Below are 16,681 nucleotides of genomic sequence, written 5' to 3'. Positions count from 1 at the left end.
AATTACGTAAGTAATTGACGAAGCAATCTCAGGATATTTGATGAGATTGCCACGCTCCTTTCAGTCGCTCGCAATGACGAAAAAACTGCTCTACACTAATAAAGTAAGGTAAGCACAAAATGTTTGAAAAATATATTATGTATTTAAAGAATCTTATATTTTTTCAATTTATTATATATTTCTTCTTTATTTCCTTAACTATCTGGATAATAAAAAATTTCCAGCAAGAATACAGTAAATCTATTCTTGATAAACAAGTTTCACAAGAAAATCTAACAGAGGAAGTTTTAAAGCTTTATTCTGTCATTAACTCTAAAGAAGAAATATTAGAATCTTACAAAAAATATGTAGGTTTAAGCGTGCCAAGTAGTGTGAGTTGCTTAAATTATCAAGAATTAATTCCTAAAATAAAAAGCTTAAGCAATAAATATGATTTAGTAGAACCTATAGATGTATCTATAAATTCAGTATTTTTTAAAAATAATGTTCAGGCGATTGAAGGAGAAGGTGAATCGATTCATGTAAATAATTATAGCATAAATATAAAATATGCATGTGCAGATTTTTTGACTTTTCTAAAAATATTCTCTGAAATTTATTCTTATATGCCTCCTAATACTCTTATATCTTTTGTACGAGTACGTAATGAAGAAGTGATAACGCCTAAGAATATCTATAAACTTTCAGTAAATCACGCTCCTAATCTTATTTATGCTAAATTGATATTATATATCAGAGAATTAGCCTCAAAATAAATTACTAAAATGAATAATGCAATAGTACTTAATAACGTAAATACTAATTTATTTAAAAAAGATATTGTTAATAATTTTGTCAATAATCTTACAAAATCTACTTGCTCTACTATTGCAAATATGCTTGCTATAGATTATACGCTAAGGCTTAATTCTAAACCGGAAGCTGAAAAATATATTAATAAATGTATTTCTAGACTCAAAAATTATTTAGGTATGCGGGTTATTAACGATGATAATTTTTCCGTAGCATTAGAGTTATTTGCAATAATGATTACTTCTGAAGACGAAAATGAGCAAAATAAGAATAATATTTTAGAGCAATCACAAGATATAATAGCAGAAAATCTTGTAGAAGTTTATTTTGGAGATGAAAAAATAAATAGTACCGAAAAAGAAAAAATTAAAAATATATTTAAAACTCTTTTAAAAGAGAAGAATTTTGACAAAATAATAAATTATGCGGAATCTCACAAAAAATTATTTAAGGCTTCTGTAATGTATGCAATGAAGAAATATAATAATATTGATGAAGCAACCATCTATATAAAGAAAGAATTTAATAAAATATTAGAGATGTCTTTAGCATTTACACAAAAAAGTAATATATTTAAACAAGCAACCGGAAAAATCTCCGGTGCTGTTTGTGCTTTATTAGTCGGAGCAATTAGTGTTGCGACTGCGGGAGCGGCTTTTTCTATCATAGTTGTACCGGCATCAATTTTTGCCGTCAGATATGCACCTGAACTTGGTGAAAAAATTGGAGGATTAATTTTAAATAATGATAATGCAATAAAACTAGAACAAAGCAATATAGATAAGTTTATGAAAACATTACAAAATGATAAAGAAAGTCTTCTATCTCAAGAAAAAACAAAAAACATCAAAAAAAATATTAAAGTTTCTCCTTCTCAAATAAATGCTAAATTAACTAAGAAAGTGGTTAATGAAAAACATAGATAGGGTTTTGTTGTATAAATCGATTTTTCCACTGTTACCCCGTGACTTAATCACGGGGTCCAGCTTAAAATACTAATAATTATTAGTATTTTAAATTGCTTTTCTGGATACCGTGGACAAGCCACGGTATGACAGCGAGTGCATTTTCTGAGCCATGCAACAAAGCCATAAAGCTATTTTTACTTGAGAATATAAAATATTACTCTATTATCTTTTTTTAAATCAATAAAATAACTTAATGAGAAAAGTAGTAATATCCGGCATGATCGGCAACGCTTTAGAATGGTATGATTATGCATTATATGCTCAATTTGCTTATATTATAGGGCAGCATTTTTTTCCGGATTCAGAAATGCGAGAGACTTTAACTTTTGCGGTATTTGCTGCAGGCTTTGTAGTACGACCGCTCGGCGGTATTATTTTCGGTAATATCGGTGATAGATTTGGTAGACGTACTGCTTTGGTGATGGGTATTATAACTATGGCAATACCGACTGCTGGAATAGGTCTCTTACCAAGTTATAAAACTATTGGAATTGCCGCTCCTATTATTTTAACTATTATCAGACTCATACAAGGTTTTTCTTTAGGAGGGGAATTTAGCGGTTGTATTTCGTATATTGTAGAACATGCTTCGTTCGAGCAGCGAGGACTTGCGGGGAGTAGCTCATTCGTTAGTATGTGCGGCGGTATGCTGCTTGGACTTGGTACAGCAGCCGGTTTTTCTTATTTTATGCCTGCCGATATGCTATTTGAGTGGGGTTGGAGGATACCTTTTATTGCCGGTTTATTTATTAGCTCCGTAGGTTTATATATTAGAAAAAACTTAGCAGAAAGTCCTATTTATAAAAAAGCTAACGAAACAGGACGTTTAGCACGTTTTCCTTTACGAGAAACATTAACAAAATACCCAAAAGAACTAATTATCGCACTTGGTCTTTATATTACCGTAACTGCTCCTTTTTATACTTCTACGGTTTTTATCGGTAATTTTATGCAAACACTCGGTTATACTAATCAGCAAAGCACAATTGTTAGTAGTATAATATTAATCGTAATGATGATAGTATTTCCTATATCTGCGTATGTTTCGGATAAGGTGGGGCGGCGTCCTGTACTAATATGGGGGATTATCTTGTTAATTTTATCAGTCTATCCTATTTTTGTAGCCTTAGGATCGATGAATTTTACTTTAGCTATAATATCTCAAGTAATATTTGCCGGAGTTATTAGCATTTATATGGGGCCTATTCCAACGGTTTTAGTAGAGATATTTCCGACTAGCATAAGATTTACCGGTGTTGCACTTTCATACAACCTTGCAGCTGCTATATTTGGCGGTACTGCTCCAATGTTAGCAATGATATTAACGAAAGTTACCGGAGACAATTATGCTATTGCATATTATTTAATTGCACTTGCCTTGTTATCTTCTATAATCCTAAAATTCTATAAAGAAACTTATAAAAAGAATTTGGTAAACTAGGTTCTGTGTATAAAATTTAAAATATTAAAAGATAATGTATAAATTGGACATAATTCAACTTCTTTTACTATAAGCTATTTTTGTGCGAAAATTAATAAGATTTTTGCAGGAATAGCAGTTCCTATTTCAAAAAAATCTTATAATTTGCAGTTAAAAAGAGCTAAAATAGATTAATTTAAATTTAATATACAGAATCTTATATGAGCGAAGTTTTTGAAGTACCAAACGGTGAAAACAAGGTTTTACTCCATTGTTGTTGTGCTCCTTGTGTTGGCCCTTTAATGGAAAAAATGATCGATACCGGCATTAAGTTTACACTTTTTTTCTACAATCCTAATATTCATCCTAAAAAAGAATATGAGCTTCGTAAAAACGAAAATATTAAGTTTGCCGAGAAACATAATATAGAATTTATCGATGCGGATTATGATCCACAAAATTGGTTTAGAAGGGCTAAAGGGATGGAGTTTGAGCCTGAACGAGGTAAACGCTGCACAATGTGTTTTGATATGCGTTTCGAGCGTACGGCTTTATATGCTTATGAAAACGGCTTTAAGGTTATAACTAGCTCGCTTGGTATTTCTAGATGGAAAGATATGAACCAAATTAATGAATCAGGAACTAGGGCTGCATCTCATTATGAAGGGGTGACCTATTGTACTTATAATTGGCGTAAAGATGGCGGTGCTAGCAGAATGTACGAAATTGCCAAAGAAGAGAACTTTTATAAACAAGAATTTTGCGGCTGTGTTTATTCTTTCCGTGATACTAACGATTGGCGAGTAGCAAACAATCGCCCTAAGATCGAGATCGGCAAGGAGTATTATTAAGATTTCTGTGTTATGTGTCATACCGCGACTTGATCGTGGTATCCATTTAAATATACAAATAGTTTATATTGATTTTTATTAGATACTGCGATCAAATCGCAGTATGACAATGCATTTTTTATGAAAAAACTATCATTTCAGCAAATTATACTAGCTTTGCAAAATTACTGGCAGGATTACGGTTGTGCAATATTGCAGCCTTACGATGCCCATGTCGGAGCCGGTACGTTTCACCCTGCAACTGTGCTTCGCTGCCTTGGTACCAAACCTTGGTCTGTTGCATATGTTCAGCCATCAAGAAGACCAGGGGATAGCAGGTATGGCATGCATCCTAATAGAATGCAACATTATTATCAATTTCAGGTTATCTTAAAACCCTCGCCGGATAATATTCAAGAGCTATATCTTAAAAGTTTAGAATGTTTAGGCATAGATTTAAAAATTCATGATATCAGATTTGTTGAAGATGATTGGGAGTCGCCAACCTTAGGTGCTGCCGGGCTTGGCTGGGAAGTATGGTGTAACGGTATGGAAGTATCGCAATTTACTTATATGCAGCAAATCGGCGGTATTGAATGCCGTCCCGTTGCCGGTGAAATTACTTATGGACTCGAGAGGCTTGCTTTATATATTCAAGGTGTTGATGAAGTAAAAGAGCTTGATTGGAACGGGCAAGTAGGCGAAAAAGCTTTAAAATACGGTGAAGTGGATTTCGAAGTTGAACGGCAATTTTCAAAATATAACTTAGAGCTTGCCGATAGTGAAATGTTACTGCAACATTTCAAGGATAGCGAAGAACAGTGTGAGAGATTAATTAAAGCTAATTTACCTATGCCGGCTTATGATGAATGCCTTAAGGCAAGTCATGCATTTAATCAACTAAATGCATTAGGTGTGATTAGTGTAACTGAGCGTGCTTCTTATGTTTTAAGAGTACGTCATTTAGCTAGAATTTGTTGTATAAAATGGTTGGAGTTAAGCGGTGAGTGAATTATTATTAGAGTTATTTAGTGAAGAAATACCTGCATTAATGCAAAAAAATGCTGAAGAGGGTTATTTAAACATATTCACGAAAATTTTTGAAGAAAACGAAATATTTGCAAAAGTACAAGTATTTGCAGGGTCTCGTAGAATAACGTTGCATGCTACTCACTTGCCGAAAGTAACGTTATCAAAAGAACTCGAGATTAAAGGGCCTAGCACGGAAGCACCGGAAGCTGCTATTAACGGCTTTTGTAAAGCTCATAATGTTAGCAAATTAGAGCTTTCTACTAAATTAATTAATAATCAGCTATATTATTTCTTTGTCAAAAAAACAGAAGAAGGAGAAATAAAAGAGATTTTGCCGGAGATTATTATAGAGGCTATTAATAAATATAGCTGGGCAAAATCGATGTTTTGGGGCAATTACAAAATAAAATGGATTAGACCGTTACGAAATATTTTATGTATATTTGACGGTAAAGTACTACCACTGCAATTTGGGCATTTAACCGCTAATAATATTACGTACGGGCATCGTCTTACTGATAATAAAAAATTAGAAGTAACAGATTTTGAAGATTATAGAAATAAGCTTTTAGAAAATCATGTTATTTTAGAGAGAACAAAGAGAGAAGAAGTAATTAAAACCGGTTTACTGGAACTGGCAAATTCTTATAATCTAAACATAAAAGAAGATAATCGTTTAATCGAAGAAGTAGCAGGGCTTAGTGAATTTCCCGTTGTGCTACTTGGAAAAATCCCACAAAAATTTTTAGAGTTACCTAAAGAAGTACTTATTTCTTCGATGCGTACGCATCAGAAATATTTTTGTTTATTTGATAAAACAGGAAATTTCGCACCGTATTTTCTCTTTGTCAGTAATGGTAGATTTGCAAATGCTGACCTCGTTATTAAAGGTAACGAAAAAGTACTATCTGCACGTCTTTCGGATGCTTTATATTTTTATAAGCAGGATATAGCTAAAACTTTAGAATCAAGATTAGGCAAATTAGAAGCTGTAACATTTCATGCAGAACTTGGTAATTTAAGAGAAAAAGTGGAGCGTATAACTAAAATTTGTAAGCATATAGCTCCAAATAATAAAGATTTAATTACGGCAGCGAAACTTTGCAAGAGTGACCTTGTTTCCGAGATGGTCGGAGAATTTCCTGAGTTGCAAGGTATTATGGGTTATTATTATGCAAAGCATGAAGGGTTAAATGAAGAAGTAGCCACAGCAATTAAAGACCATTATAAACCTCAAGGACTTAATGATAATATACCGAGCGGAAATGCTGCTTTGCTTGCTTTAGCCGATAAGCTAGATAGTTTAGTAGGTTTGATGATAGCAGGCGAAGCTCCGACAGGCTCAGGTGATCCATATGCCTTAAGACGTCAAGCTCTTGGTATAATAAGAATAATACTTGAGAATAAATTAGAATTACATTTAAATAGCTTAATTAATTTTTCTATAAACTTATATAAAGATTCATCTGATAAAAATAAGGATTTAATAATATCTTTCTTTGAAGAAAGAGTAAAATTTTACTTTAAAAATAACTATGATATTGCGTTAATTAATGCAGTTCTTGATTTAAATTTAGTGGATACAAAATTTAAGCTTGATGCGTTAAAAGAATTTTTAATAGAAGACGCAGGAAAGCAATTATTAAATGCTTACAGACGAGCTAGCAATATAATTGATGGTCAGAAAATTACCGGCTTAGTTGATGCAAGTCTCTTTATTACACAACCTGAAAAAGAATTATTTGAAGTAATCCAAAAAATTTCTCTGCAAATTATAGATAGTATAGCTGATAAAGATTATAAGAGAACCTTAAATTTATTATCATCTCTATTAACTCCGATTACTAGCTTTTTTGATAATGTACTCGTTAATGACTCTGATTCAAAGATCGCTCAAAATCGTTTATCTTTATTACAAAATACTTGTGAATTATTCCATAAAATAGCTAAGTTTAACCGCTTATGATCAAACTTTCCTATGTCATTCCCGCAAAAGCGGGAATGACATAAATAAGCCATGCAACAACGCCGCTTTTAGCTAGGAATGGCATCGAGAAGCAGATATATAACAAAACCAAAATAACTAAATTAATGATCAGTAAAGCCGTTGAATATATAAAATCAGGTAAAGTGGTTGTTTTGCCGACTGAAACAGTCTATGGGATTGGAGCGGATGCTACAAATAATGAGGCATGTTTAAAGATTTTTCAGTTCAAAAATCGTCCTGCTATCAACCCGCTTATCGTGCATGTCGCATCCATAGAGCAAGCAAAAGAAATAGGGGAGTTTAACGATTTAGCTACAAAAATAGCAGAAAAATTTTGGCCTGGACCGTTATCTATAGTTGTCCCTTTAAAAGTGAATGCAAATATTGCTCCTAGCGTAACGGTAGGGCTTAATACAATAGCGATTCGAATGCCGTCTTATCCACTAGCATTAGAGCTTATCAGACAATCAGGCGTACCTATAGCTGCCCCAAGTGCTAACCCCTCAAACTATATTAGTCCGACTAACGTCGAGCATGTTACAAAACATTTTTCAGAAAACGCAGAAATCTTTATTTTAGCACCTGAAATTTATCAATCTGAATATGGGCTAGAGTCAACGATAATCGATACAACAACTGTTACTCCTACTATTCTTAGAGAAGGGTTTATAACTGCTGAAATTTTAGAAGAAGTACTAGGGGTAAAAGTTTTAAAAGCATCAGAGACAAGTACTATAAAAGCTCCGGGAATGCTTGCTAAACACTATTCACCAAAAGTACCGGTTAGGCTAAATGCTATAAATTTAGAGGATAAAGAAATCGGATTAAATTTTGGCAATAGTAATCTTATGGGAAAATTTTCGTTAAATTTAAGTGCCAAAGGTAATCTTATAGAAGCTGCTGCAAATCTTTATGCTTATTTAAGAATTCTTGACGATTATGCTGCAGCTCATGATGTAAGCAGTATAGTAGTTGCTCCTATACCTCAAGTGAATATAGGGGCTGCAATTAATGATCGCCTAAAACGTGCTGCAAAATCATAAATTTCGGCGTTCTATTCGCCTTAATAGCTTTTTTATGATATTTGGTCATTACATAGTTATCGTGCGGTTTTAAATAATCACTTTTATTTATAATTTCAAAATTACCGTTCTGCTGTATTAACTCTATTGCTTCATAAAAATAATTTTCGATATTGGAAGCAAATACTAAATTACCGTTGTCTTTTAGCTTATCTTGTAAAACCTTAAGTCGTTCTTTATTGAAAATACGTTTCTTTTTTTGCTTATTTTTTATCCATGGATCAGGAAATAAAATATAAATTCCATCAAGGCTATTACTTGGTATCTCATTTAATATTAATCCAAATTATTAGGGAATAATAAAAAATTCGTGATATTATGTTCGCCCGCAAGTTTTAAAACATTTGCAACTCCGTTTAAATATACCTCTACCCCAATAAAAAGTGCATTAGGATTCATTTTAGCTTGATTAATGAAATGCTCACCCATACCAAAGCCTATCTCAAGAAATACTTTACGTTTTTCATTTACAAGCTTTTCTTTAGAAAATAAATATTTTGGTAGCTCGTTATCTAATAAATTCTGTTGCACTCCTGACAAGCTTTTACCGATGCGTCTTGCGTATAACCTATTCAAATTGATAGGAGAAAATAATATTACCCTACTGTAACCTTGTAGGTCCCTGTAAACATTTTCAATATTATAACCCTGATCTAAGAAAATTTGAGTTACCGCTTCTTCCTGTTTAAACCCTATTTCTAATATAATCTTACCGTTTGGTTTTAAGAATTGTTTGGCATTTCCAGCGATTGTTTTATAACACTGTAAGCCGTCTTCTTCAGCAAATAAAGCAATAGACGGTTCATAATTGATTGTTTCAATTGCCATCTCTGATTTTTCGTTGTGAGATATATAGGGTGGGTTGCTAACTATAAGATCAAATTTTTGCTTTCCTAGATTTTCAAACCAATCACTATGAATAACTTGCAAACGATCCATTACCTCATATTTTGCCGCATTACTTTTGATAATTTCTATAGCATCAAGACTTATATCGGTCGCAATTACATTAGCATTCGGTAACTCACATAGTAGACTTATAGCAATACAGCCGCTACCTGTCCCGAGTTCTAGGATTTTTGTGTATTCGTCATTGCGAGAAGACGCCATAGGCGTCGACGAAGCAATCTCAGGCAAAATCCCTGAGATTGCCACGCTCCTTTCAGTCGCTCGCAATGACGGTTTGAGTAACCCTAGAACTATTTCTACCAAAACTTCAGTATCGCTTCTTGGAATTAATACATGTTTATTAACAATAAATTCACGTGAGTAAAATTCTTTAACACCTGTAATATACGCTATCGGTTCATGCTTTAATCTTCTCTCTAACAGTTTTTCAAAAGCTTCTATCTCGGCTTCATTTAACTGCTCATCAAGATTAATAAGCAAATACTCAATAGGTTTATTTATAACATGCCGTAGTAAAATTCGTGCTTCTAATTGCGGCGAACTAATACCGATTTTATTTAGTCTATCTGTAGCATTACTAAGAATTTGCTTTATAGAACATTGCATGGAAAGTTTTATTTTCTGCCAAAATTTTTCATTTCTAAAATCTCATCTACACTACCTAACGGTACTCGTTTTTTAAGTTCGGTAAATTCACTAAATATGTTAAAAGATTTATTATCAGTTATAATCTCCCCCATATCCCTTGGCAGCTCACAAGAAAATTCCATAATCTCATTACTAGTCGGATGAGTAAAACTTAAATACCAAGAATGTAGGGCTTGACGCTTAAAATCAATTAATTTTGCTTTTAGTTCAGGGGGAGAATGAGCAATTTTTCGGTCGTTATTGCCATAAGTTTGATCGCCGACTACCGAATGTTTTAAATGGCTTAGCTGTACTCTAATTTGATGAGTTCTGCCCGTACTAAGCTTGCACTCCACCATACTAATAGTACCGCTGTAAAACAATTCTAGAGTTTTGTAATGCGTAACGGCTTCTTTACCGCCATATTTTAATATGGTCATTTTTTGACGATCGCTTCGGCTACGACCGATATTATTCTTAATGACTCCTTCTAGCGGATTAATTATTCCCCACACTAACGCTTTATATTTCCGTATTACCTGTCTTTGCTCTATCTGATTTGCAAGCAACATATGTGCTTTATTATTTTTAGCAACTACCATCAAACCGGTAGTGTCCTTATCTAAACGATGTACTATCCCGGGTCTTTCTGATGAACCGATATCCGATAAATTCTTCGTATGATAAAGTAATGCATTAACAAGCGTATCATCATGATGCCCTGTTCCAGGATGTACCGTCATACCTGCAGCTTTGTTAATTACTATCAAATCATCATCTTCGTAAATTATATCAAGTGCTATATTTGCTGCTGCAATTTTTAGCTCTTCAGGTTCTTTAAAAGAAAATAATATAACATCATTCTCCTTGACCAAAACATCAGGATCAGAAATAATTACATCATTAACTTGTACGCAAGAACTTTTAATAGATTTTTGAATTTGGTTTCTAGAAACATTTTCAAGAAGTTGTGATAAAGCTTTATCAAGTCTTATATTATTTAGTTCGTTCGGTACATTATATGTTAACATATGTTATTTTAAGATAATGAATAATACGCTTAAATGGTTAAGTGCAATCGGTGTTGAATATTATTGCCATGAATATCCACCGAAATTAAAAGTGAGTAATAATACCAAGCTAACTGAAAAGCCACAAGTAAAACTTATGCCTACAAAAGAAACTGCATTCAATATGAATAGAAATCTTTCCAAATTTAAAGGAGACACGGAACACAGAACCGCAGCGTACACAAGCGTACGTGAGGATTCGAGTACCGGATCGACGTATAAATTACCTCTAGAAGTAGAGTTTGGGAAGATTTCTAATGATAAAGTTCATGATAATATAACCCTAGCAAGATCTCTTGCCGATAAAGCTAATAATATCGAAGAACTAAAAGAATCTCTACTAAATTTTAATGGTTGTGAACTTAAGAAATTTGCTACTAATACGGTTTTCGGTGACGGTAATTTAGAAGCTAAAATTATGTTAATAGGCGAAGCCCCGGGAAGTACCGAAGATTTAAAAGGCATACCTTTTTGCGGTGAAAGCGGCAATTTACTTGATAATATGCTGCACGCTATCGGAATTTCACGAAAAAATAACGCTTATATTACGAATACGGTATTTTGGCGTCCTCCTGCTAATAGACAACCGACACTCGAAGAAGTCGATATTTGTAGACCTTTCGTTGAGAAGCATATCGCTCTTATTAACCCGAAGCTAATTATTCTAGTCGGTAGCACGGCTGCAACTAGCTTACTTGGAAAAAATTCAGGTATTACTAAAATTAGACAAGAATATTATTTTTATACCAATAAATATCTATCCGCTCCTATTCAAACTACGGCAATCTTCCACCCTGCCTATCTATTACGCCAACCTATGCAAAAACGAACCTCTTGGTATGATTTACTCAAGATTAAGGAGTATTTAGTAAATAATAGACTTCTTGCATAACTTGTACATTAATCTCGTACTCACAGTTTCACGTACTTTTTAAAATAATTTTCTACTGGACAATTAGTCGTATATATACGACAATATAATCGTCTCTAGTTAAGCTTAATATGCAAAAAACTAAACAAATACAATTTTTTATAACAGAAAATGGTAAATCTTATATTAAAGATTGGTTAGAAAAATTAGATATCGAGACGCATAGTAGAATTCTTAATAGATTAGTTCGCTTAGAATATGGAATTTATGGTGATTACAAACAGATAAAAGGAAGACTATATGAGCTTAGGTTTTTCTTTGGCAAAGGTTATAAAATATATTTTACTGAAAAAGATAATAAAATTATTCTGCTATTAAATGCAGGTAATAAAGATACTCAAGGCAAAGATATTAAAAAAGCCTTAGAAATAATAGAAGAAGTTTATAAACGAAATTGAGGGTGTTATATGGAAAAGTTTACAGATTATTTAAAAGAAAAATTACAAAATGAGGAAATATTAGTAGGATATATTAATGAAGCGTTAGAGCAATATTTCGTGGATCATAATAAGGAGCTATTTTTGGCTACTTTAAAAGAAGCCATTATAGCAAAAGGAGGTATAGCAAAAATCTCTAAAGAAGCTCATATAAATAGACAACATATATATAGAATGTTATCTAGCAAAGGTAATCCAAGTTTCGACAATATAGGATCTTTATTAAACGCTTTAGGCTTGCAGTTGAAAGTAGAAGCATGTGCGTTTTAAATTTTCATTAACCTTGCAAGTTGAGCAAGATATCAAAGAAAATTTTTAAATCCTAATAAATCATAATTCATTTCTAATTTCATTAAATTAGGGTTATACTTACTGATGTATAAAAATAAGGTATATCCGTATGACCAATGAAAATAATAATGATTCAGAATTTGCAGAATTAAAAATCAGAGGAAAAATATTTAAATTACCGATATTTAAAGCAAGTATCGGTGAGGATGTAATCGATATAAGTAGGGTATCTGCAGAAGCCGATTGCTTTACTTACGACCCGGGCTTTATGTCTACTGCTTCTTGTCAGTCTACTATCACCTATATAGACGGTGATAAAGGAATCTTGCGGCATCGAGGATATGATATTAAAGATTTAGCTGAGAAAAGTGATTTTTTAGAAGTAGCATATTTACTGATTTATGGGGAACTACCAAATAGCGAGCAGTATAATAATTTCACTAAACAGGTTGCTCATCATTCATTAGTGAATGAAAGATTACATTATTTATTTCAAACCTTTTGTAGCTCTTCTCATCCTATGGCTATTATGCTTGCGGCTGTCGGTTCTCTTTCGGCATTTTATCCTGATTTATTGAATTTTAAGGAAGCAGACTACGAACTTACCGCTATTAGAATGATTGCTAAGATACCTACTATCGCCGCAATGTCTTATAGATATTCTATAGGGCAACCGTTTATTTATCCTGATAATTCGTTAGATTTTACCGAAAATTTTCTGCATATGATGTTTGCAACGCATTGTACAAAATATAAAGTAAATCCAATAATAAAAAATGCTCTTAATAAGATATTTATCCTACATGCAGACCATGAGCAGAATGCTTCTACCTCAACAGTTCGAATTGCCGGCTCATCCGGAGCTAACCCTTTTGCTTGTATTAGCACGGGTATTGCCTCACTTTGGGGACCTGCTCACGGCGGGGCTAATGAAGCGGTAATAAATATGCTTAAAGAAATCGGTAGTTCTGAGAATATCCCTAAATATATAGCTAAAGCTAAGGATAAAAATGATCCGTTTAGGTTAATGGGTTTCGGTCATCGTGTATATAAAAACTATGACCCGCGTGCCGCAGTACTTAAAGAAACGTGCAAAGAAGTGTTAAAGGAACTCGGACAGTTAGAAAATAATCCACTTTTACAAATAGCAATAGAACTTGAAGCTATCGCTCTTAAAGATGAATATTTTATTGAGAGAAAATTATATCCAAATGTTGATTTTTATTCAGGTATTATCTATAAAGCTATGGGTATACCGTCGCAAATGTTCACGGTACTTTTTGCAATAGCACGAACCGTAGGCTGGATGGCACAATGGAAAGAAATGCACGAAGACCCTGAACAAAAAATCAGCAGACCAAGACAGCTTTACACCGGTTATGTACATAGAGAGTATAAGGGTATTCGGGAGAGGTAAACATTGTCGTCATTGCGAGCGACTGCAAGGAGCGTGGCAATCTCAAGAGATTTGATGAGATTGCCACGTCGCTTCGCTCCTCGCAATGACGTTGAAAATATAAATCATATGAATTTTATTGATGAAGTTAAAATATATATAAAAGGTGGGAACGGCGGCAATGGTTGTGTTAGTTTCCATCGTGAGAAATTTATTGACAGAGGCGGACCGGACGGTGGTAACGGTGGACGTGGCGGTAGTGTTATTTTCAGGAGTAATCACCATCTTAATACGCTAGTAAATTATCGATATAAACAGCATTTTACCGCAGAAAACGGTGAAAACGGTAAAGGTTCAAATAGAAGTGGTAAATCAGGAAAATCGTTAGTTCTTGATGTTCCCATCGGTACTCAAATCTTTTCCGAGGACGGCAATATATTATTGTATGACTTTACTGAAGATGACCAAAGCTTTGAAATAATTAAAGGAGGAAGTGGCGGTCTTGGTAACAGTCATTTCAAAACGTCGGTTAATCAAGCTCCAAGAAAGCGTACGGAAGGAGAAATTGCCGAAGAAATGTGGATTCATTTAAGCTTAAAACTTCTCTCTGATGTTGGGCTTGTGGGTCTTCCAAATGCCGGTAAATCTACTTTTTTATCGGTTGTAACGGCAGCCAAGCCTAAAATTGCCGATTATCCCTTTACTACTTTAGTGCCGAATCTTGGAGTGGTGTATGTTGATGACGAAGAGTTTGTTATAGCCGATATTCCTGGCTTGATCGAAGGAGCTCATCAAGGTCACGGACTTGGCGATAAATTCTTAAAGCATATAGAAAGATGTAATGTATTAATACATTTAATAGACGGCTTTAGTAATGATGTAGTTGCAGATTATAATACGGTACGTCTTGAGCTTGAATCATATTCCGATTATCTAAAAAATAAAATCGAAATCATATGTCTTAATAAATGTGATGTTCTTACCGATGAGGAAATACAAGAAAAAATAAATAAGTTGCAGAAAGCTACTAATAAAGAAGTTTTTCCTATCTCTACCTACACTAATACCGGAGTAAATAAAATAGTTAAACTGGCTTTAAAGACTATAAAAAATCAGGAGTAATACTGTTAGTATTAGTTACATGGATCGAAAAACCCGTTCAATGTCATACCGTGGCTTGACCACAGGATCTCAGGATACAGCCTGTGACACAAGAGCCCGTGGTCAAGCCACAGTATGACACAAAAAAAAGCACTGTATTCCTGTTTTTGCAAGAATGAAAAAAAACGGTAAACTTTAAATCAAAGTAATACGTTACTCTTCTACTTCTAGATATTTCTCTAGCTCTTCCTTAGTATATTTCTTTTCTTTAAGCTTTATTTCGTTATTAAATATATATTGTACAGCTTTATCTTCTAAGGCAAGACCTTTAAGTCCTTCAATTGCTCTAGGATTATTTTTATAAAAATCAAATATCATATTTTCCTGCCCAGGAAAATTACGTGCTTGTTGCATAATAACTTTTCTTAAATCATCAGGCTCTAATTGCAAATTTTTAGATTTTGCATATTCAGCAAGTAATAAGCCTATTCGCACACGGCGTAGGGCTAATTTATTATAATATTCTGTTATTTCTTTAGAGGATTTATCTTTTAATAATGATTCATCTTGGTCATTTTTATCGGTTTCGGACTTTAGAATATTTTTTTCTTGCTCTAATAAAGATTCCGGTACATCAAAATCTAACAATTTTTCTAACTTATCAAATAAGTTCATTTTCATTATAGTATTAATAGCTTCTTCCGACTCATTTTCTATTTGTTTAGTAAAATGTGTACGCAATTCTTCAAGGCTATTACTTTGGAATTTTTTAGCAAACTCCTCATCAATAACGGTAGGTTCTGCAGTATGTACTGCTTTAATTTGTACTGCAAAACGAGCATCTTTACCTGCTAAATCTTTAGCATGGTAATTTTCAGGAAAAGTAACATTAACATCTACTTCACTACCTGTTTTAGAACCTATTAATTGTTTCTCAAAACCTGGAATAAGTGTATTACTACCTATTACTACCTTAAAATCATTTAATTTACCGCCTTCAAAAGCTTCATCCTTGATGTACCCGATTGCATCAATAGTAACCTGATCTCCATCTTTTATTTTTGCTTTACTTTCTTTGGTATAGCTTTTTGTTAATGCGGCAAGTTTTCCTAGTTGTTCTTCAACATCTTTAGAGTTTACTTCTAATTTTGGACGATCTAGTGAGATTTTCTTTAAATCCGGAATAGTAATTTTAGGTAATAGCTCTATTTTTACGGTAAATTCTAAAGCTTTATCGGGTTCGTTTTGTAATTCTTCAATTTTGGGTCTACCGATTATATTTAGATTATGCTCTTTAATAACATGATTTACCGAATGGTTAATTTTTCTTTCTATTATATCATTCCTGACGGAAGTACCGTATTTTTTCTTAACAATTGAAACCGGTACTTTACCAGCTCTAAAACCCGCTATTTTAACTTTTTTGGTTAAATCAAGTAATTCTTTTTGAATATCGTCATCTATCTCACTTAAAGGAGTAGAGATTCTTGCATGAAAATCCAATCCTTCGTTTTTTAATACGGTAATTCCCATTTTAATAATCCATTAATTCTGTACATAGTTTGCTAATCAAAATAAACTAAAGAGCTGAAATATGCAATAGTTTTTGTAAAATCCCATTAGGATTAGGCATTGTTGACTGTGAGTTTCGCAGGACTCACCTTTGCCGGCATATATAGTAAATCACCTTAAATTAAGTGCAATTTTTAATTTTTAAAAAATATATCTCATACCGTAAATGGGCTAGCATTAACGGTATTCGTCATATTCTTAAAAAAATAAAATATTTCTTATAAATCTCACCTAAT

13 protein-coding genes and 3 pseudogenes are annotated in these 16,681 nt (G+C 33.2%); 13 read left to right on the top strand and 3 right to left on the bottom strand.

Annotation, left to right across the window (positions count from 1 at the left end):
- The first annotated feature begins 119 nt into the window (after positions 1–119).
- The 7 genes from MB29_RS04015 (at position 120) to MB29_RS03985 (ending at position 8,072) form a co-directional block, all read left to right on the top strand.
- The gene (locus MB29_RS04015; RefSeq protein WP_032139159.1) at positions 120–755 is read left to right on the top strand and encodes a hypothetical protein; all 636 of its coding nucleotides are present in this window, start codon (positions 120–122) and stop codon (positions 753–755) included.
- Between the two features lie 9 nt (positions 756–764).
- Positions 765–1,718: an RP853 family protein gene (locus MB29_RS04010; RefSeq protein ID WP_032139158.1), complete on the top strand. Its 954-nt coding sequence runs from the start codon at positions 765–767 to the stop codon at positions 1,716–1,718.
- Positions 1,719–1,953: 235 nt separating this feature from the next.
- Complete coding sequence (locus tag MB29_RS04005; RefSeq protein ID WP_032139157.1) at positions 1,954–3,201, top strand: metabolite/H+ symporter; 1,248 nt, start codon at positions 1,954–1,956, stop codon at positions 3,199–3,201.
- A gap of 200 nt (positions 3,202–3,401) precedes the next feature.
- Entirely contained in the window at positions 3,402–4,031 is a 630-nt protein-coding gene (locus MB29_RS04000) for an epoxyqueuosine reductase QueH (RefSeq protein ID WP_032139156.1), read from the top strand.
- A 120-nt stretch (positions 4,032–4,151) separates the two neighbouring features.
- Positions 4,152–5,021 (top strand): glycine--tRNA ligase subunit alpha, encoded by an 870-nt coding sequence (locus MB29_RS03995; RefSeq protein WP_032139155.1) that lies wholly within the window; start codon positions 4,152–4,154, stop codon positions 5,019–5,021.
- The gene (gene glyS, locus MB29_RS03990) at positions 5,014–7,008 is read left to right on the top strand and encodes a glycine--tRNA ligase subunit beta (RefSeq protein ID WP_032139154.1); all 1,995 of its coding nucleotides are present in this window, start codon (positions 5,014–5,016) and stop codon (positions 7,006–7,008) included. Before MB29_RS03995 ends, glyS begins: the two co-directional genes overlap by 8 nt.
- Before the next feature lie 113 nt (positions 7,009–7,121).
- Positions 7,122–8,072 (top strand): L-threonylcarbamoyladenylate synthase, encoded by a 951-nt coding sequence (locus MB29_RS03985; RefSeq protein WP_267881738.1) that lies wholly within the window; start codon positions 7,122–7,124, stop codon positions 8,070–8,072.
- On the opposite strand, the pseudogene trmB reads toward MB29_RS03985, so the two are convergent.
- Both trmB and MB29_RS03975 read right to left on the bottom strand, forming a co-directional pair.
- Positions 8,038–9,626: pseudogene (gene trmB / locus MB29_RS08440) on the bottom strand (bifunctional peptide chain release factor N(5)-glutamine methyltransferase PrmC/tRNA (guanosine(46)-N7)-methyltransferase TrmB). The gene MB29_RS03985 and the pseudogene trmB overlap by 35 nt on opposite strands.
- An 8-nt stretch (positions 9,627–9,634) precedes the next feature.
- On the bottom strand, positions 9,635–10,678 hold the full coding sequence (locus tag MB29_RS03975; protein ID WP_032139152.1) for an RluA family pseudouridine synthase: 1,044 nt from the start codon (positions 10,676–10,678) through the stop codon (positions 9,635–9,637).
- A gap of 16 nt (positions 10,679–10,694) precedes the next feature.
- On the opposite strand from MB29_RS03975, the pseudogene MB29_RS13760 reads away from it, so the two are divergent.
- The 6 genes and pseudogenes from MB29_RS13760 to obgE all read left to right on the top strand — a co-directional run.
- Positions 10,695–10,844: pseudogene (locus tag MB29_RS13760) on the top strand (uracil-DNA glycosylase); the annotation flags it as partial.
- Positions 10,845–10,973: 129 nt separating this feature from the next.
- Positions 10,974–11,609: pseudogene (locus MB29_RS03970) on the top strand (uracil-DNA glycosylase family protein); the annotation flags it as partial.
- A gap of 110 nt (positions 11,610–11,719) precedes the next feature.
- Positions 11,720–12,046, top strand: a complete 327-nt coding sequence (locus MB29_RS03965; RefSeq protein ID WP_032139150.1) for a type II toxin-antitoxin system RelE/ParE family toxin — start codon at positions 11,720–11,722, stop codon at positions 12,044–12,046.
- Between the two features lie 9 nt (positions 12,047–12,055).
- Positions 12,056–12,355, top strand: a complete 300-nt coding sequence (locus MB29_RS03960; protein ID WP_032139149.1) for a helix-turn-helix domain-containing transcriptional regulator — start codon at positions 12,056–12,058, stop codon at positions 12,353–12,355.
- A 130-nt stretch (positions 12,356–12,485) separates the two neighbouring features.
- The gene (locus MB29_RS03955) at positions 12,486–13,793 is read left to right on the top strand and encodes a citrate synthase (protein ID WP_032139148.1); all 1,308 of its coding nucleotides are present in this window, start codon (positions 12,486–12,488) and stop codon (positions 13,791–13,793) included.
- Positions 13,794–13,901: 108 nt separating this feature from the next.
- Entirely contained in the window at positions 13,902–14,894 is a 993-nt protein-coding gene (obgE, locus tag MB29_RS03950; RefSeq protein WP_032139147.1) for a GTPase ObgE, read from the top strand.
- Positions 14,895–15,086: 192 nt separating this feature from the next.
- On the opposite strand, the gene tig is transcribed toward obgE, so the two are convergent.
- Complete coding sequence (tig, locus tag MB29_RS03945) at positions 15,087–16,406, bottom strand: trigger factor (protein WP_032139146.1); 1,320 nt, start codon at positions 16,404–16,406, stop codon at positions 15,087–15,089.
- Positions 16,407–16,681 lie beyond the last annotated feature (275 nt).

The organism is Rickettsia tamurae, from assembly GCF_000751075.1.
GTDB classification, from domain to species: domain Bacteria; phylum Pseudomonadota; class Alphaproteobacteria; order Rickettsiales; family Rickettsiaceae; genus Rickettsia; species Rickettsia tamurae.
This window is presented reverse-complemented; position numbering and strand designations above follow the sequence as displayed.